A 25267-nucleotide genomic window follows, 5' to 3' on the forward strand; every position below is an offset into this window, starting at 1 on the left:
CTCCCAAACTAGATAAATTATTGTTGCGCCGTGATCAGATCGGCGGCTTTTTCACCGATCATGATGCTGGGCGCATTTGTGTTGCCAGTGATCAAGGTGGGCATAACGGACGCATCAGCGACCCAGAGGTTGTCCAGGCCGCGCACTTTCAGCGTCGGATCGACCACCGCCATGTCATCCTGGCCCATGCGGCAGGTGCCCACGGGGTGGTATTCCGTCTCAGCGGTGCGCTGAATAAATGATGTGAGCGTCGCCTTATCGTGGCGGTTGCGCCCCGGTGCATATTCATCGGCAAGAACGCGGGCAAAAGGCCCTGCACCAGCAATATCGCGGCACAGCTCAATGCCGTGGCAAAGCGTGTCCACACTGCTTTGCGTGCTGAGAAACCTGTTGTCGATCAATGGTGCGGCAGCCGGATCACTGCTCGCCAACCGGACAGAGCCGCGTTCCTTAGGGCGCAGGTTGCAGGCATGCATGGTCACGCCGTGCAGGCCAATATCGCGGCCCCCTTCGCCCAGCATCATGGGGATAAAATGCAGCTGAATGTCCGGCCTGCCCCCCGCATCAGGAGAGGCCCAAAAGGCCCCCGCTTCAGCCCCGTTAGAGGTGCCCGGCCCGGATTTGTTCCACAGATACTTCGCCAATGCGCCAATGGCCTTGCCACCCTTAGCCGTGCCCGCCAGCGAAATCGGATCCTTGGTGCGCCACATCAACGAGATGTTCAGATGGTCTTGCAGGTTTTGCCCCACACCCGGCAAGGCGTGCTGCATCTTGATGCCATGCGGCGTGATCTGGTCCGGCGCGCCGATCCCAGACAGCATCAAGATTTGCGGTGATCCAATGGCACCCGCCGCCAACACAACCTGCCCCGCAACCTCTGCGATACAGCTTTTGCCAGCCTGCTGGTAATGCACATGTGTGGCCTGGCTGTGCTGCAGTTCGATCTGTGTGACCAAGGCCCCGGTGGCCACCTGCAGGTTGGGCCGATCTCGCACCGGCGTAAGGAACGCGACAGCAGCGCTGCACCTTTTGGCGTCCCGCTGGGTGACGGCATACCGGCCAGCCCCGGCTTGGGATGCGCCATTAAAATCGGTGGTGCGGGCAAGCCCTGCGGCCTCGGCCGCATCAACAAACATATCTGATAGAGCATGGGTGTATGCCCGGTCTGATACGGTCAGCCCACCATTTGTCCCATGAAAACCTGCGTCTTTTTCAGCGCAGCGGTTGTCTTCTGATTTGATGAAGTAGGGCAGCACCGCGTCATAATCCCAGCCCGTGGCCCCTGCCGCTGCCCAATCCTCATAATCTTCCCGCTGGCCGCGAATATAGACCATGGCATTGATGTTAGAGGACCCGCCTATCCCTTTGCCCCGCGGAATTGGAATGCGCCGCCCCTGCAAGCCATCTTGCGGTACGGTTTGAAACACCCAGTCTGTGCGCGGATTGTCTTTCACCCGGTTGATGCCTGCAGGCATGTGGATGAACGGGTTTTTGTCCGGGCCACCCGCCTCAAGGACCAAGACACGTGCCGCCGGATCCGCGCTCAGCCGATTGGCCAGAACGCATCCGGCAGAGCCTGCGCCGATCACGATAAAATCGAACCCCTGGCTCATGGCACCGGACGCAGGCCGAGGCCAAATTTGAAAGAGCGCACAAGCTGCTCCATCAGCGCATCATCTCTTAGGCCAATGCTGCGATCCCCATGCAGTTTGGCACCCTTCGCTGCTGCGAATTCTGAGAAACCAGCAACGACAAGCGTGCCATTCATGGACTGCATCTGATACCAAATGGCCGCGCTCAGATCATCGCAGGTAAATTCGTCATGCCGCGCCATCAGCAAATCTGTCAGCGCCTCGCAGTGGACGACGAATTGCTTGCGGAACGGGGTGAAATTCAACCCGTCATCCAGCGGCGTCGAAAGGGCCGCAACATAAAGACCGCGATTCTTGCGAAACCAACTGACATAGTTCCGGATGACCTGATGAATCAGTTCTTCGGTCGGGATCCCCTCCCACCGTTCTTTGGTCAGAAGCTCCATCACAAGCTGGGTCGTTTCCTCACCCGCCACCTCAAGCATGCAGGCAAAAAAGGCATCCTTGCTGCCGAACCGTTCATAAAACACGCCAACGGAGCAGCCTGCGCGCTGTACAATCTCTTCGATGTGCATCTGCGCGAAATCCTTCTCTTCGATCAGCTCGCGCCCGGCTTTCAACATCCGCTGCAGCTTTTCATGGCTGCGCCGTTGAAGCGTCGGACGCAGCTTTTGAAGCACGCTGAGGTCAGCATCCTGAACAACGGTTTGCGCCATTTAGAGCCTCATCTTTCACAAGAGTTGAATCCGAATTCAGATTCAGGTTAGGGTGACAAAGCCAACATTGCAACGCAAATTTAACGCAGCCGGAAAGGGCGCGTGATCAACAGGGGAAGAGACGACAGTGGACACACAGCCAAAACCAGCGAGCAAATTCGTCATCGAACAGCTGGCCGAGTTTTCTCAGACGCTCCCTTGGGAGAACGCCGCTGACTTTGACGATGCCGCCCGCGGACTCATAGATACCCTGCCGTCGGCGGCCTATGAAAACAGCGCTGACGCCCTGGCGTGGAGCATGGATCGCCACGCCTTCATTGATGGCGGCGCCAGCCCGGAAAGTGTGAACCCCAGCTTGTGGCGTCAGGCGCAGCTCAACAAGCTGCATGGGCTTTTTGAGGTGGTGCCGGGTGTCTACCAGATCCGTGGCATGGACCTGGCCAACATGACAATTGTTGAGGGCAAGACCGGCATTATTGTCATCGACACGCTGTCCACGCAGGAAGGTGCCGCTGCCGCCCTCGCGCTTTACCATAAAAACCGCGGGGAGCGTCCGGTCGCAGGGGTGATTCTCACCCACACCCACGCAGACCATTGGGGCGGTGTCCTGGCTGTCGCCTCTGCCGATGACTATGCCAGCGGGCGCATCCCTCTGATCGCGCCAGATGAGTTTTTGGAACATGCGATTTCTGAAAACATCCTGTTGGGCAACGCCATGCGACGCAGGGCGATCTATCAATTCGGCAACGCGCTGCCGCCCGGACCGCGCGGGCAGGTTGATAACGGCTTGGGGCTGATGTTTGCGCGCGGCCAGGCTCAGCTTGCTACGCCCAATGACCTGATCATCAACACCGGCGATACCCGCCAGATTGATGGGATTCTATTTGAATTTCAAATGGCCCCCGACACCGAAGCCCCGGCAGAAATGCACATCTACATGCCGCAGTTCCGCGTCCTCAACCTTGCCGAAAACGCGGTGCACAACCTGCACAATCTGCTGCCCTTTCGGGGCGCAAAGGTGCGCAACGCTGCCAATTGGGCGCATTACATCACAGAAGCGCTGGAGCTTTGGGGCGACACATCAGACATCCTGATCGGCCAACACCATTGGCCCACCTTTGGCGGCGATGCCGTGCGCGAATACCTCCAGGTGCAACGCGATCTCTACAAGTTCATCCATGATCAAACCGTCCGACTGATCAACCGCGGCCTCACCCCGCACGAAATTGCAGAACACCTCAAACTGCCCGACGCGCTGGAACAGCATTGGCACACCCGTGGCTACTATGGCTCACTGCGGCATAACGTGAAGGCCATCTATCAGTTCTACATGGGCTGGTACGATGCTGTGCCCGCCCACCTTGATCCGCTGCCCCCGGTGGAGACCGGCGAAAAAATGATGGCCTATATGGGCGGGATCGACGCCGCCGTCGAACGGGCCCAGGCCGATTTTGAGGCAGGCAATTACCGGTGGGTGGCGCAGGTGATGAACCACGCCGTCTTTAGCGATCCCAACCACAAGGCGGCCCGCACCCTCTTGGCCGATACCTATGAACAGCTGGGCTACCTCACGGAATGCGCCACCTGGCGCAACAGCTACCTCTTTGGCGCGTATGAACTGCGCAATGGCCGCTCAACGATGGGTGTCTATACGGGCAAGAAAACCGCCGCGCTGGCTGCCTTGTCTGGGCATGATCTGTTTGACCTAATGGGCACCTGGATTGACCCAGACCGCGCTGCGGGCACCTCACTCAGCCTAATATTTGCCTTCCCAGACCGGCAGGAGAGGCACCATCTGCGGCTGCACAATTGCGCGCTCATTCACAGTGCCGTGGGCCAACCGGTTCAGGCCGATCTGACGCTGTCGTTGAACCGGTCAGATTTCAACGAACTCCTGGGGCAGGAAACCACGCTGGCCGCACTGATCGAAGAGGAAAAGACCGTCATTGAGGGCGATGTCGGCATCCTAAAACAGCTGATGGCCAGCTTTGCTGAGCCGGCTGATGCGTTTTGTATTGTTGAGCCGTAAGCGCAAAAAGGGGGGGAGGATGACCGTGAAATCTCTGATCCGGTCCCGGATCGTCGCGCATGCGCTCAGCGAAAAAAAGCGACAGCGCAGCCATGTGCACCACGAAAAAATCCTCTCGCGCAGCAACGCGCAGCGTGTGGTTGAATATTACCACGACGCGGCAGATCCCTATGCGCATCTGACGCTGCAGGTGCTGACGGAGCTGCAAACGCGCTACGATATCGAACTGGCCTGCCATCTGATCTCAGGCCCGCCCGCCAATGCCACGCCAGAGCGCGCAGCGCTGGGTCTCTACGCCCGCAAAGACGCGCAGGTTCTGGCGGATCACGTTGGCCTTGATCTGCCCGACCCGCTTGTGGTGCCCAGCTCAAGCCGTCTGGAGCAAGCCAATGCACAGCTCGCCGCCGCGTTAGACAGCGCAGATTTTGCCGCGCGTGCCACCGCCATTAGCACCGCGCTCTGGTCAGGGCAGGAACTGCCCCAGGTGCCACAAAAAGACCCGCAGCCAGCCATGGCTGAAGGCGATGCCAAGCTGGCCCAGGGCGGGCACTACCTTGGCGCGACCTTCATATATGGAAAGGAATGTTACTGGGGGCTCGACCGGCTGCATTTCCTGGAACGCCGCTTGCAAACCATCGGGGCCACGCGCAGCAAGCTGTCTGCAAAGCCGCTGTTTGATCCGCCCAAGCTGCTGGCCAACACCGCCCCACGCCCCGGCCTGACCTTGGAACTCTACGCCTCATTCCGCAGCCCCTATGCTTATATTGCCTTTGATCAGGCCCGCGCGCTGGCCGAGGCCTATGGCGCAAAATTCGTTTTTTATGCGATCCTGCCCATGGTCACGCGGGGGCTTGCCGTGCCACCGCAGAAAAAGATCTACATCATGCGCGACGCCGCCCGCGAAGCGCAGCGGCTTGGCATCCCCTTCGGCCGCATTGTCGATCCCTTGGGAAATGGCGTCAGCCGTGGCCAATCCATCCTGACCTATGCGCGCAAGATGGGACGGTATGATGACTATGCCTCCAGCTTTTTTAAAGGCGTTTGGGCCGATGGCTTTGATGCCGCCTCTGACCGGGGGCTCAGCCGCATCGTGTCGCGCGCGGGCCTGAACTGGTCTGAGGCTAAGAGCTACATCAGCGACGAAAGCTGGCGCGCTGAGGCTGAGGAGAACCGCAAAAAGCTGATCTCACTGGGCCTATGGGGCGCGCCCACGTTCCGGGTGGGGGACACGGTCACCTGGGGCCAGGATCGCCTTTGGGTGGTCGAAAACGCCTTGCGCGCGGCCGCGGCAGCCTAGCGAGGCGCAGCCTGACGGCCTTTTCTTTCAACACCGCAGGGCAAAGCGAAGCGGCCTCTTGATCGGCGCAGTTGTGGCGGGGGACGGTCCGTGTTGCCCGTACCTGTCCAAGGGTGTGGGGCATGATGCTTCAATTTGGCGGCACCGGCAGTTGATTGATGCAGCGGTTGGTCAGAGGCACCGGAGCGTTCCCCTCCGACCTTGCCGATCAAATAGAGTGTTCGCCGATGGCACCGGTGTCGTCACTGCGAACAATAGACCGGAGGCTGAACGACCTGAGCATGCCGATCCATTATCAATCTTGTGGGCCGATCGTCTGGCGCGCTCGGTATGAAACCCGCCTGATCTGGCGGAACGCTTCAAGAATTGACTGCACGGATTTTGCACCAAAAATCCGCACAATCCCATCCAGCTCACACCATATCGCACGAAATCACCCCACAAGGTGAGTGGCTTAATTCCAGCAAATCGGGAATTCTTTTTTGTTTTTCAAGGGGGTTTAATGGTGCTGCTGCGGAGATTTGAACTCCGGACCTCTCCCTTACCAAGGGAGTGCTCTACCCCTGAGCTACAGCAGCGCCGATGTGCGCGGTCATTAGCGGCAAACCAAAAACACTGCAACCCAAATCTGGACCCTCCCGCAGTGCTGCGCTAGAGAGGCGGCATGGCAGACAAAGGTGGCTCCAAAACCCCCAAAACCAAAGCGCAGGATCGGGCTGACCGGCTCAAGGCGGCGCTGAAGGCAAACATGGGGCGGCGCAAGGCACAGGCCCGCGCGCGCCAGGCCCAGAACGATGCGGCGGACCCGGGTACCGCCCCTAATGAGGAAAGCAGCTAAGATGGACTCAATCCTGGTCAGAGGCGGCAAAACGCTGCAGGGCGCAATCCCGATCGCGGGTGCCAAAAACGCCTGCCTTACCCTGATGCCCGCCACCCTGCTCAGCGAAGAGCCGCTGACGCTGACCAATGCGCCCCGGCTCAGCGATATCCGCACCATGACGCAGCTGCTGCAATCGCTCGGGGCCGAGGTGACGTCGCTCCAAGAGGGTAAGGTCATCGCCATGGCCAGCCACGGCCCGGTCAATACCCGAGCTGACTATGACATCGTGCGCAAGATGCGCGCCTCCAACCTTGTGCTGGGTCCGCTTTTGGCGCGCGAAGGCTATGCTGAGGTGTCTTTGCCCGGCGGTTGCGCCATTGGCGCGCGGCCCATGGACATCCACACCGATGGCCTGGCCAAAATGGGCGCGGAGATTGAGCTGCGCGATGGCTACCTGCATGCCAAGGCCACCGGCGGCAGCCTCAAAGGGGCGGTGATTGATTTCCCCTTCGCCTCTGTCGGGGCCACTGAAAACATCCTGATGGCCGCGACCCTGGCCAAGGGCACCACCGTCATCAACAACGCCGCGCGCGAGCCTGAGATCGTGGATCTGGCGACTTGCCTGCGCGCGATGGGCGCCCAGATTGAGGGCGATGGCACCTCCAGCATCACCATCCAGGGCGTGGACCGCCTGCACGGGGCCACCCACAAGGTTGTCACCGACCGGATTGAGCTTGGCACCTACATGCTGGCCCCCGCCGTCTGTGGCGGTGAGGTGGAACTGCTGGGCGGCCGCATCGCACTGCTGGAATCCTTTTGCGAAAAACTCGACGCCGCAGGCATTGATGTAACTGAGACAGAGGCCGGCCTGAAAGTGGCCCGCCGAAATGGCCGCATCCAGGCGGTGGATGTCACCACCGCCCCCTTCCCAGGCTTTCCCACCGATCTGCAGGCCCAGATGATGGCGCTTTTGTGCACCGCTGATGGGACCTCGGTGCTCGAAGAGAAAATTTTCGAAAACCGCTTTATGCACGCGCCTGAATTGATGCGCATGGGGGCTGACATTGATGTCCAGGGCGGCACGGCCACGGTGACAGGTGTGGAACGGCTCAAAGGGGCACCCGTGATGGCCACGGACCTGCGCGCCTCTGTCTCGCTTATTCTGGCGGGGCTGGCGGCAGAAGGGGAAACCAAGGTCGCACGGGTCTATCACCTGGACCGCGGATATGAACATGTGGTCACCAAGCTTTCCGGCGTGGGTGCAGACATCGAACGGATCAAAGAGACATGACAGATGACGCCCGCTTTGAAGACGGCCGCGAATCGCCTCTGAACCTTGGCGCGCTGGATGCGGATGATCTCCAGGTCATCTCATCGCTCATCCAAGACGCGGTGTTTCCCGGCTCTGAAATGCGCTGGATGCGGGCCGAAGGGCGCTTTGCCCTCCTGCTCAACCGGGTCCGTTGGGAGGATGAGGGCAAGACCCGACATGCCCCCGAACGCGTGCAGTCGGTACTGATGTTCAACACCGTACAGGCCGTGGCCAGCCAGGGCGTGCCGCGCGGCGATGGCGATACCGTGCTGTCGCTTCTCAGCCTGACGTTTGAGGAAACCGAAAGCCCCTCAGGCCACATTCTGTTGACCCTTGCTGGGGACGGTGCCCTGCGCCTGACGGTTGAGGCGATTGATGTCACGCTCAAAGACGTCACAAAACCCTATGTGGCCCCGTCCAAAAAGATGCCGCAACACCCCGAATGATCCGCCGCAGGCTCACCTCTGCGGATGCACCCGCGCTGCGCGCGCTCTGGGCCGAAGGCCTGCGGTCTGACCCGACCTCGTTTTTGCTGACCGAGGATGAGCTGCTGGCGATCCCAGATGTCCCTTTCGCCCAAGGCATCGACGCGGGCCTCTTCTTTGGCGCGTTTGCGAATGACAGCCTGGCGGGGTTTGTCGTCGCCCGCCCCGGCACGCTGACCCGCACCAAACACAGCGCACAGATTGGCCCGCTTTATGTCACACCAGCCCATCGGGGACAGGGGGCGGCCCGCGCGCTGATGCAGGATGTGCTTGGGGCTGTTGCCGCGGCGGGATGCATGCAGGCCGAACTAGCCGTGGCACAGCACAACACCACCGCGCAGGCGCTCTATAAGGCGCTGGGCTTTGCGGCCTATGGCACCAAACCCAATGCGGTGATCATAGATGGGGTGTCTTACGCCGATATCCATATGATCTGCGATCTCAGCGCCCCTGCGCGGTCCTGACCCGCTTGTACCAAGGCGCGCAACGCTCTAAATCCAGCCGCAACACTGGGCCTGTGGTGGAAGACCTCCCGTCCTTGGCCTGGGCATCAATCCCTTTTGGAGCACCCGCAGACATGCCCGTCACTCTCAACGCGACAGACCCTGACTTTGAAACAGCCTTTGCCGCGCTGCTTTCTGCCAAACGCGAAGACAGCCCGGATGTGGATGCCGTGGTGGCAGAGATCATCGCCGATGTCCGCGACCGGGGTGACCATGCGGTGATTGATCTGACGGCCAAGTTTGACCGGATCACCCTCACGCCTGAAACCCTGCGCATCTCGGCTGACGAAGTCGCAGAAGCCGTGGCCCGCGTGCCTGCGGCTGATAAAGAAGCGTTGGAGCTGGCCGCTGCGCGCATCCGCGCTTATCACGCACGCCAACTGCCCGAAGACGCCCAGTGGACGGATGAGGTGGGCGCCACCCTGGGCTGGCGTTGGACGCCGGTGTCTGCGGCAGGACTTTATGTGCCGGGCGGGCTGGCCAGCTATCCATCCTCCGTACTGATGAACGCGGTGCCTGCCAAGGTGGCGGGTGTCGGGCGCTTGGCCATGGTGGTGCCCACGCCAGACGGGGAAACCAATCCGCTGGTGCTGATGGCCGCGCAACTGGCGGGTGTGGATGAAATCTACCGCATCGGTGGCGCTCAGGCCGTGGCGGCGTTGGCCTACGGCACGGACACCATCGCGCCCGTGGACAAGATCACCGGCCCCGGCAACGCCTTTGTGGCCGCAGCCAAACGCCGGGTCTTTGGCAAAGTGGGCATCGACATGATCGCAGGGCCTTCGGAAATTCTGGTCATCGCGGACGGGGACAACGATCCTGATTGGATCGCCCTCGATCTGCTCAGCCAGGCCGAACACGATGAAAGCGCGCAATCCATCCTGATCACCACAGATGCCGCCTTTGGCGCGGCCGTGGCTGAGGCGGTGGACAAACGGCTCACAACGCTTGAGCGTCGCGCCATCGCGGGGGCCAGCTGGCGCGATTACGGCGCCATCATCACCGTGCCGGACCTGAGCTCAGCTGCGGCACTGTCCAACCGCATCGCGCCCGAGCATCTGGAGCTTTGCGTGGCCGATCCTGAGGCGCTGAGCGCGCAGATCACCCACGCTGGCGCGATTTTCCTGGGCCAATGGACGCCCGAGGCGATTGGCGATTACATCGGCGGGCCCAACCACGTCCTGCCCACCGCCCGCTCCGCGCGCTTTTCCTCCGGGTTGTCGGTGCTTGATTTCATGAAACGCACCACGCTGGCCCATATGACGCCAGAAGCCCTGCGGGCCATTGGCCCTGCGGCTGAGCGGCTCGCCAGTTCTGAGAGCCTTGAAGCGCACGGCCTGAGTGTGAGCGCACGTCTAAGCAAGTTGAACCGCTGATATGATCCCCGTCACCCTCGCCCCGCGCCAGCTGATCGCCCCCCTTTTCATGGGGGTGGCGGTGTTTTTGATCTACACCTCAGCCAACCGCGCCCCGGTGCCCCTGGCCGTGATGGCGAGCCTGGCCATCGTCATCCACATGACGGCCCTGGGCATCCGCGACGCGAGCTTTAAGGCCCTGCTTGCCGCAGTCAAGGTCGGCCCCAAAGATCTCTACGCTCGCTGCGCGATGGTGGTTTTTGACGCAATTGTGCTCTTTGGCATCTTCACCGGCGCAGGCGTTTACCTGCCACTGCCCGTCTTTGTCAGCCTGATCGTGGGCCTGGCGCTGGTTCTGCCCATGGTGGTGGCCTTCATAACCCGAGGCCGCCGCGCGGATACCTCGATGCTGGAAGGCTGGCCCATCACCTATTGGGCACCGCCGGTTTTCCTGATGCTGCTGGCCATGATGATATCATTGGCAGGAGGGGTGATTGCCCCACCTGATGTGATGCAACCCTTCATTTTCCTCATCGTGCTTAGCGCCAGCCAATCCATGACGCAGGGCATCACCCTTGAGGGACACGCAAAAACGGCGCGTCACGCGCTGTTGGTGGCCACGATGATCCTGGTCATCGCCAACTACGTTTTGTTGAGTTAGACCAAGCCATAAGCGTGCAGCTGGGGTTCGCGCAACGCAGGCGTTGCGTTGGTTGTTAGGGTGTTTTTGAGTTGTAGAGGAAAGATGAAGCACGGGCTGCGCGCCCTGTCATCTTGCGGTTTTTGCGGCGAATGGGTGTGCAGTGGTGCCCTTTGTGGCGCCTTGTGGCGCTGCGTGAACCTTTGGGGGCCATTGCCATGGCAAAACCGCTGGCGTATCTCTGGCGCTAGACCCTCCCGCCTGGAAAGGATGCGCCATGTCTCGCATCACAGAAATAAACCTAGACGACGCCAATCTTCCGCCCCCCACGCCGGAGATCGAACAAGAGCGCAAAGTCGCCATGTTCGATCTGTTGGAAGACAACACATTCGTGATCCCACCCCGCGATGACCGCCCCGTCCCGCAAGGCCCCTATCATCTGGGGCTTTCAATCCGTGACAAACGGCTGGTCTTTGACGTGGCCACCGAAAAGGCGGAAAAAGCCGCCGAATTCCATCTGTCATTGGGTCCCTTCCGCCAGGTGGTCAAAGACTACTTCCAGATCTGCGAAAGCTACTTTGACGCTGTAAAAAAACTCCCGCCCAGCCAGATTGAGACAATCGACATGGCACGCCGCGGCATTCACAACGAAGGGTCCCGCGTCCTGCAAGAACGCCTGGAGGGCAAGGCCGAGATCGACACAGATACCGCCCGCCGCCTCTTTACCCTCATCTGCGTGCTGCACTTCGGGGGCTAGATGTCAGGCGATTTGCCTCAGTCGGTGCTGTTTTGCTGTGACCACAATGCCGTGCGCTCGCCCATGGCCGAAGGGATCATGAAAAAGTACTACGGCACCGGCACCTATGTGCAATCGGTTGGTGTTAAGAATGACCTGGAAATCGACGGCTTTTCCATCGCCGTCTGTGCTGAAATGGATGTGGAGCTGTCCCGCCACCGCTCTCGTAGCTTTGACGAAATGGAGGACTGGGGCGATGATCTTTCTTCCTTCGATCTGGTCATCGCCCTGTCGCCTGCCAGCCAACGCCGTGCGCTGGAACTGACGCGCTATTTCCACCTTGAGGTCGAATACTGGCCGATCCTTGATCCCACCGGTCTGGGCGAAACACGTGAGGCAAAACTCACTCAATTCCGCGCCGCCCGCGACCAAATCTCCGAACGCCTCATCGCGCGTTTCGGCCCGCCAAAGGACACCGCATGACCGCTCTTCTCAAAACCTACTTCGACGCTTTCAACGCCAAAGACACAGATGCCATGCTGGCCTGCCTGTCAGATGATGTGGCCCATCACGTCAACGAAGGGGACGTGCGCCTGGGCAAGGAAAAATTCGCAGCCTTTTGTGCCCATATGACGCGCTGCTATGATGAAACGCTCACCGACATGGTGCTTTTCGTCAACGAAGACGGCAGTCGAGGTGCCGCAGAATACACCGTGAACGGCACCTATCTGGCCACTGACGCAGGCCTGCCTGAGGCGCGGGGGCAAACCTACACACTGCCCGCAGGCTCTTTTTTTGACATTGCAGAGGGTAAGATCACGCGCGTGACAACCCGCTACAATCTCTCTGACTGGACCCGCCAGGTGGGGTGATCCACGCCCCCGGGCTTCATCTTTCCTCTATAACTCAATTCCCCCGTTGCACCCCCAAAATCGCTTGTTATGCCCCTCGACATCCGCCCCCTGACAGGTGACGCCCTGACCGCCGCACTGCCCGATGTGGCGCAGCTCAGGATCGCGGTCTTTCGGGCCTGGCCCTATCTCTACGATGGCGATCCCGCGTATGAGGAAGCCTACCTGCAAAGCTACCGCAACAGCGCAGGCGCCCTTGTCGTGGGGGCCTATGATGGCGCAACCCTTGTGGGGGCCAGTACCGGCACCCCGCTCACCGATCACGCCGATGATTTCGCAGCGGCCTTTGCGCAGACCGGGCTTGATCTGGCCAAGATATTCTATTGCGCGGAAAGCGTGCTCTTGCCCGCCTATCGCGGCAGAGGCGTGGGCCACCGGTTTTTTGACCTGCGCGAGGCCCACGCACGGGCGCTGGGCTTTGAAAGCTGCTGTTTTTGCGGGGTGCAGCGCCCTGCAGATCATCCTGCCAGGCCTGCAGATTATGCGCCGCTCGATCCCTTTTGGCGCGCACGGGGATACCGGCCTTTGCCGGGCGTTGTGGCGCAATTTCATTGGAAAGACGTAGGTAAGGCGGATGAAACCCCCAAACCCTTGCAATTTTGGCACCGCGATTTGTGAGCGTGGCCGAAGCCTTTAAAGGCTTCGCACCGATCCCTTCAAAGGGATCGTCCCATCACGTGCCCGCACAAAGCTCCGCGGCCCGCGCACCATAGGCTTTCCATGCTGCCCAAAACCGCTCATTGCCCGCGTTGTCAGACTGGCGCACTTCCTGAAGCCGGTGAGGGTTTTTGAAAAAAGACGCCCCGCGCCGCTGGTCTGAGGCCGAAAGCTCTCTGTTGGCGACCGCCTGAATACAGCCGCATCGCGCCCGTGATGCCGCCTTGCGCCGATCCGCCCGGCAGGCCTGTTGCAGCGGGCCAGAGGCAAACAGCACCGTCGACGCCCCGTAATTCGCTTTGGTTGAGGCATAGCGTGATCCACCGCCACAAGCGACCAATCCCAAAAGTGCCACCAGCACCACCGTCAAACGTATCATGACAACTGCCTTGCCCTGGGGCGCAAAGGGTTGGCCCCTCTCGCCCATGTCTATTTTCCGCAGAGTATGCCGCATCCGCCGCAGCGGGGCAATTCACGAAAAATGCATCTGTCAGGCCCGGCGTAGACTGCCCATTCAGCCCTTGACGCAACGGCGCTCAGGCGGCGGCCAGTACCTGTGCCTCGCGTCCGTTTGCAGCAGGGTAGCCCAGGCGGACCGCAGGCGCTGAGGCAGGTTGTGCCAAATCAGGATAAAGTGCCACCAGCTCACCGCGCGCCTTGGGGTCAAGGTTTTTCAGCGTCTCTGTCCCCAGATGCAGGCTCTCGGTCCACACCCCTTCGGTGCAAATCACGGCATGGGAGTCCAAAAGCAGATGGTGATAGGTGATCTCCGCTTTCTTGAGCAAACGGATGGTCTTGCCGTTGACCAGATGCACCGCAGAAACCAGGATCTCATCTTCGCCAAACATCAACTGCGCCTGCCAACCTTCCACCAAGACGCGGTGCTGCTGGGACAGCACCAGGGGCCGCGTGTTGCCAATGGCACCGGTCTCAAAGCGCACCGCCTGAAACGACGCCAAGGAGAGGACCTCTCGCTTGCCATGCCAGCGGACCGTTTGCACCCCGTGATCGCGTGTGTGCACCAGATCGCCAACGGCAATCTGTTCAACCGGCACCAGACCATCTGGGGTTTCCACTAACGTGCCCGCCGCCATGCAAATCGGCGTGGCATAATCGGCGGCTGCAAAATTGGGCCCTTCCAGTGAACTCGTGACCGTCAAGGGCACGCTTACGGGGGGAACCCCCGCACCACCGATAAAAGCCAATCCCTCAACCGTGCCATAAGAGGGGGATGAGTTGGTGACATTAAAGCCCAACAGCGTCCAGGAATTGGTGCCATCGGTGACCGTGATCCCGTATTCAGCCTCAACCTTGGTGCCCGATCCATAGGTGGTGCCGTTCAACGTGGCCGGACCATCCAGCGTCTGACTGCCATCGTTGTCCTGAAAATTCGCATCATCATCCGTGATGGAGATCGGCACCCAAGCTGGCGCGTTCAGCGTGATGGTCTGACCGGGCAGATGGCTGCCATCGCCTTGGGTAACCCCATCAAGACCGACCCCACCTGAAATGGTGACGGCGTTCTCTTCCAGCACGTAGATGTCGTAGCTCATGGTCTAACCCTCTTGGTCGGCTGTCCAAGAGTTACGAAACGAATTCGACGATAATTTTCTGAGAATGCGGTAGGACTGGGGCAATCGCGAAAAAATCTTTTCAGAGTGTCGAGGCCTCAGCCCGGCTGTCTTGGGTACACCAGGCAGCCCCTCCACGCCCCTCCGCCGCCACACCTTTCACCCGCAACACTCGGCAGCCTCTCCCGCACCTTCAAAACGCCCCCGCCGCACGCCGATCCAGCCCGAAAAACCGCCGCACACAAATCAAATCCGCAGCCCCCCAACGCCGCCAATTTCACCCGCGACATCATCCACCTTGACCCCCACCGCGCCCTGGCTCATATCCCTGTGCATGACACCGCTATCCCATATCCGCAATTTCTCCATCGTCGCTCATATCGACCACGGGAAATCCACGCTCGCTGACCGTCTGATCCAGTCCACCAACACCGTGGCGGACCGCGACATGAAAGAGCAAATGCTTGATAACATGGACATTGAGCGTGAGCGCGGCATCACCATTAAGGCCCAGACTGTGCGGATCAACTACACCGCCAAAGACGGCGAGGAATATGTCCTCAACCTCATCGACACGCCCGGCCACGTGGATTTCGCCTATGAGGTCTCCCGCTCCATGCGCGCGGTCGAAGGCTCTCTGCTGGTCGTGGACAGCACCCAAGGGGTTGAGGCCCAGACCCTGGCCAACGTCTATCACGCTATTGAGGCCGATCATGAAATCGTGCCCGTCCTGAACAAAATCGACCTGCCCGCCGCCGATTGTGATCGCGTGGCCGAGCAGATCGAAGACGTCATCGGCATCGACGCCACCGACGCCATCCAGGTCTCCGCCAAAACCGGCATCGGGATTGAAGACACGCTTGAGGCCATCGTCACCCGTCTGCCCGCGCCCACCGGCACGCTGGATGCGCCGCTCAAGGCGATGCTGGTGGACAGCTGGTACGACAGCTATCTCGGCGTGATCGTCCTGGTGCGCATCATGGACGGCCAGCTGAAAAAGGGCGACCGCATCCGCATGTTGTCCAACAACTCCACCCACCACGTGGACCGCATCGGCGTCTTCCGCCCGCAAATGACAGAGATTGACGCGCTGGGCCCGGGTGAGCTGGGGTTCCTCACCGCCTCCATCAAACAGGTCCGTGACACCCGTGTGGGTGACACGATCACGCATGAGAAAAAAGGCACCGAAGACGCGTTGGATGGCTTCAAGCCCTCCCAGCCTGTGGTCTTCTGTGGCCTCTTCCCCGTCGATTCCGCTGAATTCGAAGACCTGCGCGATGCCATCGAAAAACTGGCCCTCAATGACGCAAGCTTCAGCTTTGAAATGGAAACCTCCGCCGCGCTGGGCTTTGGCTTCCGCTGTGGCTTTCTGGGCCTGCTGCACCTCGAAGTGATCCGCGACCGGATTGAGCGGGAATACAACATTGAGCTGATCACCACAGCACCCTCGGTGATCTATCACATCCACATGAAAGACGGCACCATGACGGAGTTGCACAACCCCGCCGACATGCCCGACCTCACCCATGTGGACCACCTAGAAGAGCCGCGCATCAAGGCCACAATCCTGGTGCCCGACGAATATCTGGGCGACGTGCTGAAACTCTGCCAGGACCGCCGCGGCATTCAAGAAGATCTCACCTACGCAGGCTCCCGCGCCATGGTCGTCTATGACCTGCCGCTGAACGAAGTGGTGTTTGATTTCTATGACCGGCTGAAAAGCGTGACCAAGGGCTACGCCTCATTCGATTACCAGATGATCGGCTACCGCACCGACAACCTGGTGAAGATGGCGATCCTGGTGAACGACGAACCCGTCGACGCGCTCTCCACCATGGTCCACCGCGACCGCGCCGAGGCCCGAGGCCGCGCGATGGTCGAAAAGCTGAAAGACCTGATCCCCCGCCACATGTTCAAAATCCCGATCCAAGCCGCCATCGGCGGCAAAGTGATTGCGCGCGAGACTTTGAGCGCCATGCGCAAAGACGTGACGGCCAAATGTTATGGTGGCGACGCGACGCGGAAGAAGAAGCTGCTGGAAAAGCAGAAGGCCGGTAAGAAGAAAATGCGCCAGTTCGGTAAGGTGGATATTCCGCAGGAGGCTTTCATCAGCGCACTGAAGATGGACGGCTAACAGCCGACGATTTGCAGCACGGATGAAAGACGGTGGGGTGAGACGCTTGCGCTGCAAGGCGCGGGGTCACTCTGGTTCCGTCTATGTGTCCAACCGTCCTCAATTAAGGAGAGACAGGTTTGCCAAAGCGAAAGTCATTTGCTGAACAGCTAGAAACTTGGACATTTCAAGATAGAATTGATAAAGCTAGGGAAGTTACCAAAGAGCTAACTTACCGTGTGCAGCATGTTATTGAATTGCATACTGCAAACGAAATCATCATCTACAGCGACCAGCTATCAAAACAGATTCCGTGTTCGCGCGCAGCATCGGCATTTAACGTATTTGTGGATGCACAGTTTCGAATGGAAATCATTCGACTGGTAAGTCTCTGGGACAAGAGTGAAGCAAATGCAGTCTCTATCCCGACTGTGATTGCACTAATTGATGACGAACGGGTCATTCGACAGTTAGCAGAAGATATTCGACAGGCGTACTTGCGAGGGGGTGTTCAAAATCTGAAGCCTCGCGAAGATGACCCCAGACGAGATACGATATCTGAAGCTATGAATGCCTTGCATCAAGAGTTTGCCGACGAAAGATCAATTATTTCAAACGACGCGATCCTCAAAGCGATTGCTTCCGTTAAGATAACGGCAAAAAAATCGAAGTCCAAGCTGTTCGCAACTTGCGTGATTGGTCTTCCCACTCACTCACAAAAACATGGCGAGAGCTGAATGGTTTTGACCGAAACATGAAGTATGGCGATGAAAAGAAACTTCTTAATACGACAGTGGAATTAATCGAAGCTCTGTATTGTCATGTGAACGGAACCAGTTTCGACATTTCAGGAGACTGCTTTAGAATTGCTCGTGATAAAGCAGAAAAGCTATGGAACAACTGTCGTTTTGATATCTCTGAGAGGTAGCTGGTGTATGGTGGAGTAGTTATTACCAAAAACGTACACGAAAAAACGTACTGCTGTTCACCCAAGGTTAACACGTTCTCACCGGTTGCGATGCCAAAACACACGTCTGTACGCCCAGTGCACGCGCGGTGTACACTGTGTGACAATTCACCAAATCTTAACCGTTCCACCCGTTAACGCCGAAAAATCACATAATCCCAAGGCCTTACCCCCATGACCACCCCCTGCATCCTCTGCGTCGCCATCACCGGCTCTGTCCCCACCAAAGCCGCCAACCCGGCCGTCCCGATCTCCACACAAGAGCAGATCGATAGCACGCACGCAGCCTATGAGGCGGGCGCGTCCATTTGCCATGCCCACGTCCGCAACGCCGATGAAACCCCGTCCTCCGACCCAGATAAATTCGCGGCATTGATGGAGGGGGTGAAGAGGCATTGCCCTGATATGATTATACAATTCTCCACCGGCGGGCGTTCGGGCGCGGGCAAGGAGCGCGGCGGGATGCTGCCCCTCAGGCCCGATATGGCCAGCCTTTCTGTTGGCTCCAACAACTTCCCCACGCGGGTCTATGAGAACCCGCCAGACCTTGTGGATTGGCTGGCGAGTGAGATGCAAGTATATGATATTAAACCGGAAATTGAGGCTTTTGATCTAAGCCACATCCACAAAGCAGCCGAGATGAACCGCGATGGCCGCATCCCCGGCCAGCTTTATGTGCAGTTCGTCATGGGCGTCAAAAACGCCATGCCAGCCGATCGCGAAACCTTTGATTTCTATGTCAAAACCCTCAACCGCCTGGCCCCCGACGCGCTCTGGTGTGCTGCCGGAATTGGCCCCAATCAGCTGGTGCTCAACGAATGGGCCATCGCCGCAGGCGGGCACACGCGCGCCGGGCTTGAGGACAACGTGCGCCTCGACAAAAACACGCTGGCCCCCTCCAACGCCGCCCTCATCCAGCGGGCCGCAGCGCTGTGTGAACACTACGAACGCCCTGTCGCAACCCCAGCCCAGGCGCGCGATATGTTGCAGCTGCGCCCGGCCTAGGCGGTCCGACTTGCGGCGTCAGGCCCGGTAGAAAAGATAGCGTTCAGGGTGGACCGTATCCGGGCCGGACACCTGCGTGAAACCCGGCAGCGGTTGTTGAGACACAACCAGGCCGCCAGGCGTCATGACGGGGGCGATCATGGCCGAAAGCTCTGCCGCCTCATCCACGTCCAAGTGCTTGATCCCGCTGCCCAAATCATAATGCGCCAGGGCAATCGTTGTGCCCCTTGCAGCCAAGGAGGGCAGGATATCCAGCGCTTCGCCCAGCAGGATATCATCCTGCGGGGGCATGGAATCGGGGTGCGGTGATACGAGCCGTTCAATGACCCAGATCCGCCGGTCCGGCAGCACCTGTCGTAGGTGGTCATAGGTACGGCCATTGCCCAACCCCAGCTCAAGCACATCGCCCGCAACCGGCGCAATCTGCGCTGCGGCCCAGTTCAGCCCATCAATCTGGGCCCCCAGCCGCCGGTACATGGATTCCAATCTGCTCATGCGGTGTGTCCTTCCATCGTCAGCCTGCCTTGGGCCAATGCGCCGCCGTCCTGTAGATGAGAGATGCAACGTTCTGTAAAGCCCCAGATGGCGGCATCATGCACAAGGTGGTGGGTCAATATCCCTAAGGGTTCGGCGTTGTCCGTCTTTCCCTGGCGCCTGTCTTGCAGCAGGGTCAGCAGCCGGTCAATCAACACAGGTTCCTCCACCAGACTGCGGCTGCCGCGCCAGTCAATGGGATCAAGATGGGTGTTGATCTGCGCCAGCCCGGGTGCCGCGATGGCGGTCTTGCGCGGGCCGTAGGTGGAGAGTGCCGCAAACCCAAGAGCGGGGAGTTTGGGCAGCAGGCTTTCGTGGATGCGGTTCCAGGGCGGGACAAAAACGGGCAGGCAATCGCTGCCAAAAAGCGTGCTCAGTCGTGCCAAGCCTGCGGCGGCGTCTTGTTCAAGATCGGGGCGGGCCGCGCCAAACTCGGCCTTCTTTTGGCCCGGCTCAGCGTGGTTATGGTGGGCCCAGCCGTGCACCACCGGGACAAGGTTGGGGGCGGCCCCGCAAAACCTGACCAGGCTGTCATCCGCGTCTTTGGGGACCACCGCGAGGTGGATCGGCATACTGAGCCGTATGGAAAGCGCGTTGAGCCGCTCCAGCGCAGGTGTTGCCGCAATCGCATCGTCATCGCGCCACCAGAGGCGCAGCTGCAATCCGTCGCGCCGCCAAAAGGACAGCTCTTGTGATATCGCGGACCAGTCAGCGGTCATCAGCGCCCCCAACGACATCCGTGACAATCTCAACCGTGCGCCGCGCCCCGGAAGCCATAAGCGGGATGCCCGCAGCGCGGCCCTGGGCCTGACCCTGTTTGATCTGATGCAACAAGGCGGCGGGTGTCAAATCCGCGCTGCGGATCATCGCAATCCCTGAGGCCTGCGCCAAGGCTGTCGCGCGAATGCTCTGTTCCACCTCGCTGCCTGCGTCAAAGGGCACAAAGACCGCAGGGCAGGGGGCCTGCAGGATATCGAGGGCAGTGTTATAGCCGCAAAAGGAAACGCTGGCCGTGGCGTGATGCAGCATCTGCCTGAAATCCCGGCGCGCCGGTTCGGCCACCACGTTGGCGGGCGCTGACTGGCGCAGGGTCGCGCAACGCGCCTCTGCATCCTGCCCGCCCACCAAAAGCCGCCACCGCATATCCCCGTCCAAAGCCGCCGCCGCAACAGCGCATTCAAAAAGCGCCTGCCCCACGTCACCGCCGCCTGCAGTGACGATAATCTCGCCCTCGCCTGCCTGCGTTGGATGTGGCCCGCTGGGGGGCGGGCTGACAAACCCGGTGTAGCGCAGTTTGGCGGCCAATAGGTCTGAGACCGGCCAACTTTTTCCAATGGAGTCAGGGCCGGGTCACTGTGCACGAGGACGGCATCGTAATGCGCTGCCACCATCTGATCCGCATAGTCGGCCTTGGCCGGTTTTGACGGCGGGGCCAGGATGTCACGGATGGAGGCAAAGACCTTGGGCGCAGCCGTCAGTGCTTGGGCGGCTTGCAGCAGGGCGGCAAACTCTGATTTGAGGATGCGACGGCCAAAAGGGAAAAGCTCTGTGATTAGGGCATCGGGTTGAATGCGCTCTAACGCCTGCAAAAGGGCCGCTTGCCGGGTGGCCAGTGCCGCAGGCGTCACTTCTTGGCCGTCGCTGTTTAAAAGGCGTGCAAAATCAACCCCATCGGAGCGAATGCCGGGCAGCTGGACCACCTCAAAGGGTGGCGTTGGCAGATGGGCGGGCCAAATCCCGCCTGAGACGACAACGGGGCTGTGGCCGCCTGCATGAAATGCCTCAGCGAGGGTGACGGCACGGGTCAGATGCCCGGTGCCCAACAGATGTGTGACCACGATCATGATCTTCATGATCCGCGCTCCACCAATCGGACGGGATCGGGGTGCAGGGTAAGCGCCCCTTCGTGGATGTCGAGGACATAGAGCCGGTTGCGCTTGATCCGAAAGGGGCAGGCCCCTCAAACTGCCAGCCGGTGGCCAAGGCCAGAATGACCCGCATCACACCGATATGGCAGACGGCAACGGTGTCCTGCTGCAAAGCTGCCATCCAAGGCACCAGCCGCGCGCGCAGTGCTGCCGGGCTTTCGCCATTCGGCGGCGTATAGTTCCAGCCCCAGGTTTCGATTGGCCGGTGATCACTGCCGGGATCAGCGTGCAGCACAGCCGCTTGCGCGCCTTCCCAATCGCCCCAGTTCATCTCCATCAAAGCAGGCTCAGCGTTGGGAGTGCGGTCAGATATCAGCCGCGCGGTTTCCTGCGCGCGCGCCAGCGGGCTTGCGCAAAGTGCGGCGTTGATCCAATCGGCTGGCAAGGTGAGCTTGGCCAGATCCTGCCGCGCCTCTGCATCCAGCGGGATATCCGTGCGCCCCTGAATACGCCCCGCACGGTTCCAGGCCGTGTGGCCATGCCGGATCAAAGCAAGCCGGATCATGTCGCCACCCCGGCCAAGGCCAGCCCTTGTTGCAGCGTTTGGCCGGCCTGAGCCAGCAGATGATGTGCCGCGACATGGGCGCGGGCTGTGCTGCTGGCACTGGCGCGCGCGGTATCATTGGTCAGCAGATGGCGCAGCATATGGGCAAGCCCTTCGGGTCCGGCATCAACATCGGGGTAGGGGGCGGGGGCCAGAACCTCACGCATGCCGGGGCGGTCTTGGGCGACGATCGGCAGACCTGCGGCCTGTGCCTCAAGATAGGCCATGCCGAGGGCCTCATTCACGCCGGGCCAGAAAAACAGTCCGGCATTGTGGTACTGGGCGTCAAGTGCTGCACCGTGCAGGGTGCCGTGATACACCACCCGGTCGCCAAAGGGGGCCATCAGGGCTGCGACCTCTGCGCGCGCGGGGCCGTCGCCCACGATGTGCAGCTGCCAAGACAGGTCTGTGATCAGGGCCAACGTGGCTGCTATTAAACGGTAGGACGCCAGTTTGTCGCCATGGCGCAGCATGCCGACGCTCAAAAGTGTTGTGCCGCCTTTGGCCGCATGGGGCAGCGCTGTCTGCGCCAGGAACGGGCGCAGATGCAGATGCTGTTGGTCGGCAGGCGCATCCCGGCGCAGGGCCTCTGCATCGCGGTTGGAGAAATAGAACACCACCTGCGCTGCATCTGTTGCGGCTTCTGCTTGCTGGGCAAAGGCCTTCCAAGGTCCGGTCAGCCGCTTGCGCGCCCGCGTCGCTTCGACCAGCAGATAGGGCAGACCAAGAGCCTTGGTGATGGCGGGTCCCAGCAGATCGGGCGCTTTGTAATAGTTGTGATAGGTGATCCAGGCATCCCAGGGCGCGGGATTTGCAAGGATGCGGTCCCGCTCGGTTTGGGCGGCCTGCATCAGATCGGCCTGCACCTGGGCGTCTCCTGCGCCATCGCGGCTGCGCAAGGTGCTGACCAGATCAACCTCTGCCCCGCTGTCTTGCAGGGCTTTGATCAAAGCGCGGGCGATGCTGCGGTCCCCGGAGGCCACGGGATGGTCTGGTGATTTCATCGGCGCATAAAAAGCCAGCCGCATCACGCCCCCTGTGCCAGCATCGCTGTGATGCGGGCCTTGAGGTGGGTGATGCCGGGATGCATCAGGAAATCCGCCGTCAACCTGTCATAAGCGGCATCTGCCAGGTGGCGCGCTTTGTCGGGGTGGGCCGCGACCCAGGTCATCGCCTCGGCCAGAACGGCGGGGGCATCGCTGCGCAACAGACCATGGGTGCCGTCGTCGATGAACTCAGGAATGGCTGAGACCGGCGTGCTGAGAATGGCCAGCTTTTGACTTGCCGCTTCCATGAGCACATTGGGCAGCCCGTCGCGGTCCCCATCGGCTGCAATGCGCGAGGGCAGGACAAACAGATCCGCGCGGCGCATCGCCTCTATCACCTCGGGCTGATCGCAGGCACCACGCCAGGTGATCCGGTCGCTGATCCCCTGGGTTTCGGCACGGGCGCGCATCTGGGCATCCAAAGCCCCGCCGCCAATATGCGTCCAGTGCCAGTTGAGCGTGGCGGGCAAAAGGGCCAGCGCATCAATCAGGTTGTCGAAGCCCTTTTTTTCCACCAGCCGCCCAACGGACATCATGTGAAAAGGCGCATCCGCTACGCGCAGCGCGCGGTCAGGAGGCGCGGGAAAACGCGACAGATCCAGGCCGTGATAGACCAGATCCACCCTGTCGCGCCGGTCTGCCAAGTCTTGCAGGTGCTTTGCGCCAAAGCCCGTGCAGGTGGCCCCAAAGGCCGCCCCATGATGCGCCTCAGACAGTTTTTCGCGCAGCTCCCATTCGGGGAGGTCCAAATGTCTTTGGCATGGGCGGAAAAGGACCACGGTATCCCGCGCAAGATGGCCGCATAGCGCGCCACGGAGGACGGCGTGTGCAGAAAATGCGCATAGATCCCGGCCACATCGGCAGGCATCTCAGTGGCCATCACACAGGCCTGTCCCCAGCGCCTGCGCCGGTTGGGGGTATCATCGCGGTCCACATCTGCGGCAAAGGCGGCTGCGGCGGCCTCAAACCCCGGCAAATCCACCGCTGCCCCCATGGCGCGGCCCACGCGCGCGGGTTCATGGCGTAGGTATTCGGGCAGGTATCTGACAGTGGCCTGCAACCGGTCATGCAGCGGATGCCGCTTTTTGTCAGTTGGATGGCGGAGCGACCAGATTTCAAAGGCCAGACCAGCCTCTTCTAGCGCCACCAGTTCTTGCGCAATAAAGGTCTCAGACAGCCGTGGCCAACCTTTGACCACGACCGCAAGTGTGGGCTTTGTGGACATTATACGTCTCTTTCCATCAGGGCGTTGGCCCGTTCAATCACCACATCCAGCCCATCCAGCAACCCATCGGCCCCCGCCTCAGACGGATGCGGCTGGTGGGGCAGGTTGCGGATGGCGGCGATCATGGCCTGGGTGGTCATACCGTCGCGGTTTTCATCCAGCATCCGCACAAGCCCCAGATCTTCGGCGCGGCTGGCGCGGATCCATTGTTCAAGCCGCGGCTTGGTACGGGGCAGGATGACCGCGGGCTTATCAAAAGACAGCACCTCACAGAAAGTGTTGTAGCCGCCCATGCAGACAACGCCGACGGCTCCTGCAAAAAGGATTCGATCCGGCTTTCAAAGCCCATCGCCGTGACCCGCCCCTTTAGCCGCGCCACCCGCGCATCAAAAGCATCGCGCACCTCACCAGACAGGAACGGGCCATAGACCAAAACCGCGTTTGGCGACAGATCGGGGTCTTGTTCATAGGCGGATAACACCAATGAAACCATCGCCGCCCCGTCCCCGCCGCCACCGGGGGTGATCAGGACATAAGGGGTGTCGGGCGCATCTGAGGCATCGGTAATTTCGCGGCGCAGATAGCCTGTCCAATGCATGCGCGCGCGGGTTTTGTCAGAGAAGGGCAACCCTTCGGTCGGGTCATAGATATCGCGCACGCCGTAGACCCAAAGCTCATCATAAAGGTTTTCAGCCGCCGCCACGGCGCCTTTGCGTTCCCATTCCGCTGACAGCAGCTCAGGCTCATCCAGCACATCGCGCAACCCCAGAACCGTGCGCGTGCGCGCCCCCCGCATCCGCAGATATTCCAACGTGGGCAGCAATTCACCGCGAAAGCCTGTGGGTTCTTTGTCGACGATCAAAAGATCGGGTTCGTAGCGTTCCACCGAACTTTGGATCAGCCCGGCGCGCAGGGATGTGGTATCATCAATGCTGATCCCCTGCATCTGGCTGATATAGCTGCCATCCGACAGTTTGGTGACCCCCGGCAGGCGGATGTGGTCCACCCGTTCGGGAAAAGTAAACCGCCCCGCCACCGGAGAACCGGTCAGGATAATCGCCGAAGTTTTGGGATCAGCCTCTGTGATCGCAGCCGCAAGCGCGCGCGACCTGCGTAGGTGGCCCAAGCCAAAGGTGTCATGGCTGTAAAACATCACGCGGCGCGTTGAGGTTCCTACCGCGCCCGGTGTTGAGAGCGTTGGCCCCATCGTCTCACCCAGCCCCAGGGGACACCGTGAGGTGCCACACCGCTTGGGGTTCATTCGTCTTGCTGTTTTGGATG

At 60.4% G+C, this 25267-nt stretch carries 23 protein-coding genes, 1 tRNA gene and 3 pseudogenes; 15 read left to right on the top strand and 12 right to left on the bottom strand.

The window, feature by feature from the left end; genetic code table 11:
• Window positions 1-17: 17 nt before the first annotated feature.
• Together ACZ1HM_RS04135 and ACZ1HM_RS04140 are read right to left on the bottom strand one after the other, a co-directional pair.
• On the bottom strand, window positions 18-1613 hold the full coding sequence (locus ACZ1HM_RS04135; RefSeq protein ID WP_472741402.1) for a GMC family oxidoreductase: 1596 nt from the start codon (window positions 1611-1613) through the stop codon (window positions 18-20).
• Window positions 1610-2308, bottom strand: a complete 699-nt coding sequence (locus ACZ1HM_RS04140; protein ID WP_472741404.1) for a TetR/AcrR family transcriptional regulator — start codon at window positions 2306-2308, stop codon at window positions 1610-1612. Before ACZ1HM_RS04140 ends, ACZ1HM_RS04135 begins: the two co-directional genes overlap by 4 nt.
• Window positions 2309-2435: 127 nt before the next feature.
• On the opposite strand from ACZ1HM_RS04140, the gene ACZ1HM_RS04145 reads away from it, so the two are divergent.
• Together ACZ1HM_RS04145 and ACZ1HM_RS04150 are read left to right on the top strand one after the other, a co-directional pair.
• A complete protein-coding gene (locus tag ACZ1HM_RS04145; RefSeq protein WP_472741406.1) occupies window positions 2436-4337 on the top strand; it encodes an alkyl/aryl-sulfatase in 1902 nt (633 codons plus the stop codon).
• Between the two features lie 19 nt (window positions 4338-4356).
• Window positions 4357-5634 (top strand): DsbA family protein, encoded by a 1278-nt coding sequence (locus ACZ1HM_RS04150; protein WP_472741408.1) that lies wholly within the window; start codon window positions 4357-4359, stop codon window positions 5632-5634.
• A gap of 503 nt (window positions 5635-6137) precedes the next feature.
• Here the strand turns inward: ACZ1HM_RS04150 and ACZ1HM_RS04155 are convergent.
• Window positions 6138-6212 (bottom strand) — tRNA-Thr (locus tag ACZ1HM_RS04155).
• Window positions 6213-6298: 86 nt separating this feature from the next.
• Between ACZ1HM_RS04155 and ACZ1HM_RS04160 the strand changes: the two genes are divergently transcribed.
• From ACZ1HM_RS04160 to ACZ1HM_RS04205, 10 genes are all read left to right on the top strand, one after another.
• Window positions 6299-6472 carry a hypothetical protein gene (locus ACZ1HM_RS04160; protein WP_472741410.1) on the top strand — a complete coding sequence of 58 codons (174 nt, stop codon included), beginning with the start codon at window positions 6299-6301 and terminating at the stop codon, window positions 6470-6472.
• 1 nt (window position 6473) lies between these two features.
• The gene (murA, locus tag ACZ1HM_RS04165; RefSeq protein ID WP_472741412.1) at window positions 6474-7745 is read left to right on the top strand and encodes a UDP-N-acetylglucosamine 1-carboxyvinyltransferase; all 1272 of its coding nucleotides are present in this window, start codon (window positions 6474-6476) and stop codon (window positions 7743-7745) included.
• Window positions 7742-8212 carry a DUF2948 family protein gene (locus ACZ1HM_RS04170; protein WP_472741414.1) on the top strand — a complete coding sequence of 157 codons (471 nt, stop codon included), beginning with the start codon at window positions 7742-7744 and terminating at the stop codon, window positions 8210-8212. The genes murA and ACZ1HM_RS04170 overlap by 4 nt, the downstream gene beginning before the upstream one ends.
• On the top strand, window positions 8209-8715 hold the full coding sequence (locus ACZ1HM_RS04175) for a GNAT family N-acetyltransferase (RefSeq protein WP_472741416.1): 507 nt from the start codon (window positions 8209-8211) through the stop codon (window positions 8713-8715). Before ACZ1HM_RS04170 ends, ACZ1HM_RS04175 begins: the two co-directional genes overlap by 4 nt.
• Window positions 8716-8828: 113 nt before the next feature.
• Window positions 8829-10130, top strand: a complete 1302-nt coding sequence (hisD, locus tag ACZ1HM_RS04180; RefSeq protein ID WP_472741418.1) for a histidinol dehydrogenase — start codon at window positions 8829-8831, stop codon at window positions 10128-10130.
• A gap of 1 nt (window position 10131) precedes the next feature.
• Window positions 10132-10770, top strand: a complete 639-nt coding sequence (locus ACZ1HM_RS04185; protein WP_472741420.1) for a hypothetical protein — start codon at window positions 10132-10134, stop codon at window positions 10768-10770.
• A gap of 256 nt (window positions 10771-11026) precedes the next feature.
• Complete coding sequence (locus ACZ1HM_RS04190; RefSeq protein ID WP_472741422.1) at window positions 11027-11506, top strand: UPF0262 family protein; 480 nt, start codon at window positions 11027-11029, stop codon at window positions 11504-11506.
• The gene (locus tag ACZ1HM_RS04195) at window positions 11507-11968 is read left to right on the top strand and encodes an arsenate-mycothiol transferase ArsC (RefSeq protein ID WP_472741424.1); all 462 of its coding nucleotides are present in this window, start codon (window positions 11507-11509) and stop codon (window positions 11966-11968) included.
• Window positions 11965-12357, top strand: a complete 393-nt coding sequence (locus ACZ1HM_RS04200) for a ketosteroid isomerase-related protein (protein WP_472741426.1) — start codon at window positions 11965-11967, stop codon at window positions 12355-12357. The genes ACZ1HM_RS04195 and ACZ1HM_RS04200 overlap by 4 nt, the downstream gene beginning before the upstream one ends.
• Window positions 12358-12426: 69 nt before the next feature.
• Complete coding sequence (locus ACZ1HM_RS04205) at window positions 12427-13014, top strand: GNAT family N-acetyltransferase (RefSeq protein ID WP_472741428.1); 588 nt, start codon at window positions 12427-12429, stop codon at window positions 13012-13014.
• Between the two features lie 55 nt (window positions 13015-13069).
• Here ACZ1HM_RS04205 and ACZ1HM_RS04210 read toward each other — a convergent pair whose 3' ends face one another.
• On the bottom strand, window positions 13070-13432 hold the full coding sequence (locus tag ACZ1HM_RS04210) for a hypothetical protein (RefSeq protein WP_472741430.1): 363 nt from the start codon (window positions 13430-13432) through the stop codon (window positions 13070-13072).
• Window positions 13433-13589: 157 nt separating this feature from the next.
• A complete protein-coding gene (locus ACZ1HM_RS04215; RefSeq protein ID WP_472741432.1) occupies window positions 13590-14606 on the bottom strand; it encodes a Hint domain-containing protein in 1017 nt (338 codons plus the stop codon).
• A 352-nt stretch (window positions 14607-14958) separates the two neighbouring features.
• Here ACZ1HM_RS04215 and lepA point away from each other — a divergent pair, with 352 nt between their 5' ends.
• The 3 genes from lepA (at window position 14959) to ACZ1HM_RS04230 (ending at window position 18709) form a co-directional block, all read left to right on the top strand.
• Entirely contained in the window at window positions 14959-16758 is a 1800-nt protein-coding gene (gene lepA / locus ACZ1HM_RS04220) for a translation elongation factor 4 (RefSeq protein ID WP_472741434.1), read from the top strand.
• Between the two features lie 119 nt (window positions 16759-16877).
• Window positions 16878-17474 (top strand): hypothetical protein, encoded by a 597-nt coding sequence (locus ACZ1HM_RS04225; protein WP_472741436.1) that lies wholly within the window; start codon window positions 16878-16880, stop codon window positions 17472-17474.
• A 404-nt stretch (window positions 17475-17878) separates the two neighbouring features.
• Window positions 17879-18709: a 3-oxoadipate:acetyl-CoA acetyltransferase gene (locus ACZ1HM_RS04230; RefSeq protein WP_472741438.1), complete on the top strand. Its 831-nt coding sequence runs from the start codon at window positions 17879-17881 to the stop codon at window positions 18707-18709.
• A gap of 18 nt (window positions 18710-18727) precedes the next feature.
• Here ACZ1HM_RS04230 and ACZ1HM_RS04235 read toward each other — a convergent pair whose 3' ends face one another.
• The 7 genes and pseudogenes from ACZ1HM_RS04235 to ACZ1HM_RS04265 all read right to left on the bottom strand — a co-directional run bounded on the left by ACZ1HM_RS04235 (window position 18728) and on the right by ACZ1HM_RS04265 (window position 25193).
• The gene (locus ACZ1HM_RS04235) at window positions 18728-19204 is read right to left on the bottom strand and encodes a class I SAM-dependent methyltransferase (RefSeq protein WP_472741440.1); all 477 of its coding nucleotides are present in this window, start codon (window positions 19202-19204) and stop codon (window positions 18728-18730) included.
• Complete coding sequence (locus ACZ1HM_RS04240) at window positions 19201-19962, bottom strand: polysaccharide deacetylase family protein (protein ID WP_472741442.1); 762 nt, start codon at window positions 19960-19962, stop codon at window positions 19201-19203. Before ACZ1HM_RS04240 ends, ACZ1HM_RS04235 begins: the two co-directional genes overlap by 4 nt.
• Complete coding sequence (locus ACZ1HM_RS04245; RefSeq protein WP_472741444.1) at window positions 19952-20548, bottom strand: glycosyltransferase; 597 nt, start codon at window positions 20546-20548, stop codon at window positions 19952-19954. Before ACZ1HM_RS04245 ends, ACZ1HM_RS04240 begins: the two co-directional genes overlap by 11 nt.
• Window positions 20549-21092: 544 nt before the next feature.
• A pseudogene (locus ACZ1HM_RS04250) lies at window positions 21093-21676 on the bottom strand (histidine phosphatase family protein).
• Entirely contained in the window at window positions 21673-22743 is a 1071-nt protein-coding gene (locus tag ACZ1HM_RS04255) for a glycosyltransferase family 4 protein (RefSeq protein ID WP_472741446.1), read from the bottom strand. Before ACZ1HM_RS04255 ends, ACZ1HM_RS04250 begins: the two are co-directional and overlap by 4 nt.
• A pseudogene (locus ACZ1HM_RS04260) lies at window positions 22743-23986 on the bottom strand (glycosyltransferase family 4 protein). The gene ACZ1HM_RS04255 and the pseudogene ACZ1HM_RS04260 overlap by 1 nt, the downstream one beginning before the upstream one ends.
• Window positions 23986-25193, bottom strand: a pseudogene (locus tag ACZ1HM_RS04265) (glycosyltransferase family protein). Before ACZ1HM_RS04265 ends, ACZ1HM_RS04260 begins: the two co-directional pseudogenes overlap by 1 nt.
• Window positions 25194-25267: the final 74 nt, after the last annotated feature.

It is taken from the genome of Sulfitobacter sp. GN1-4 (genome assembly GCF_055693825.1).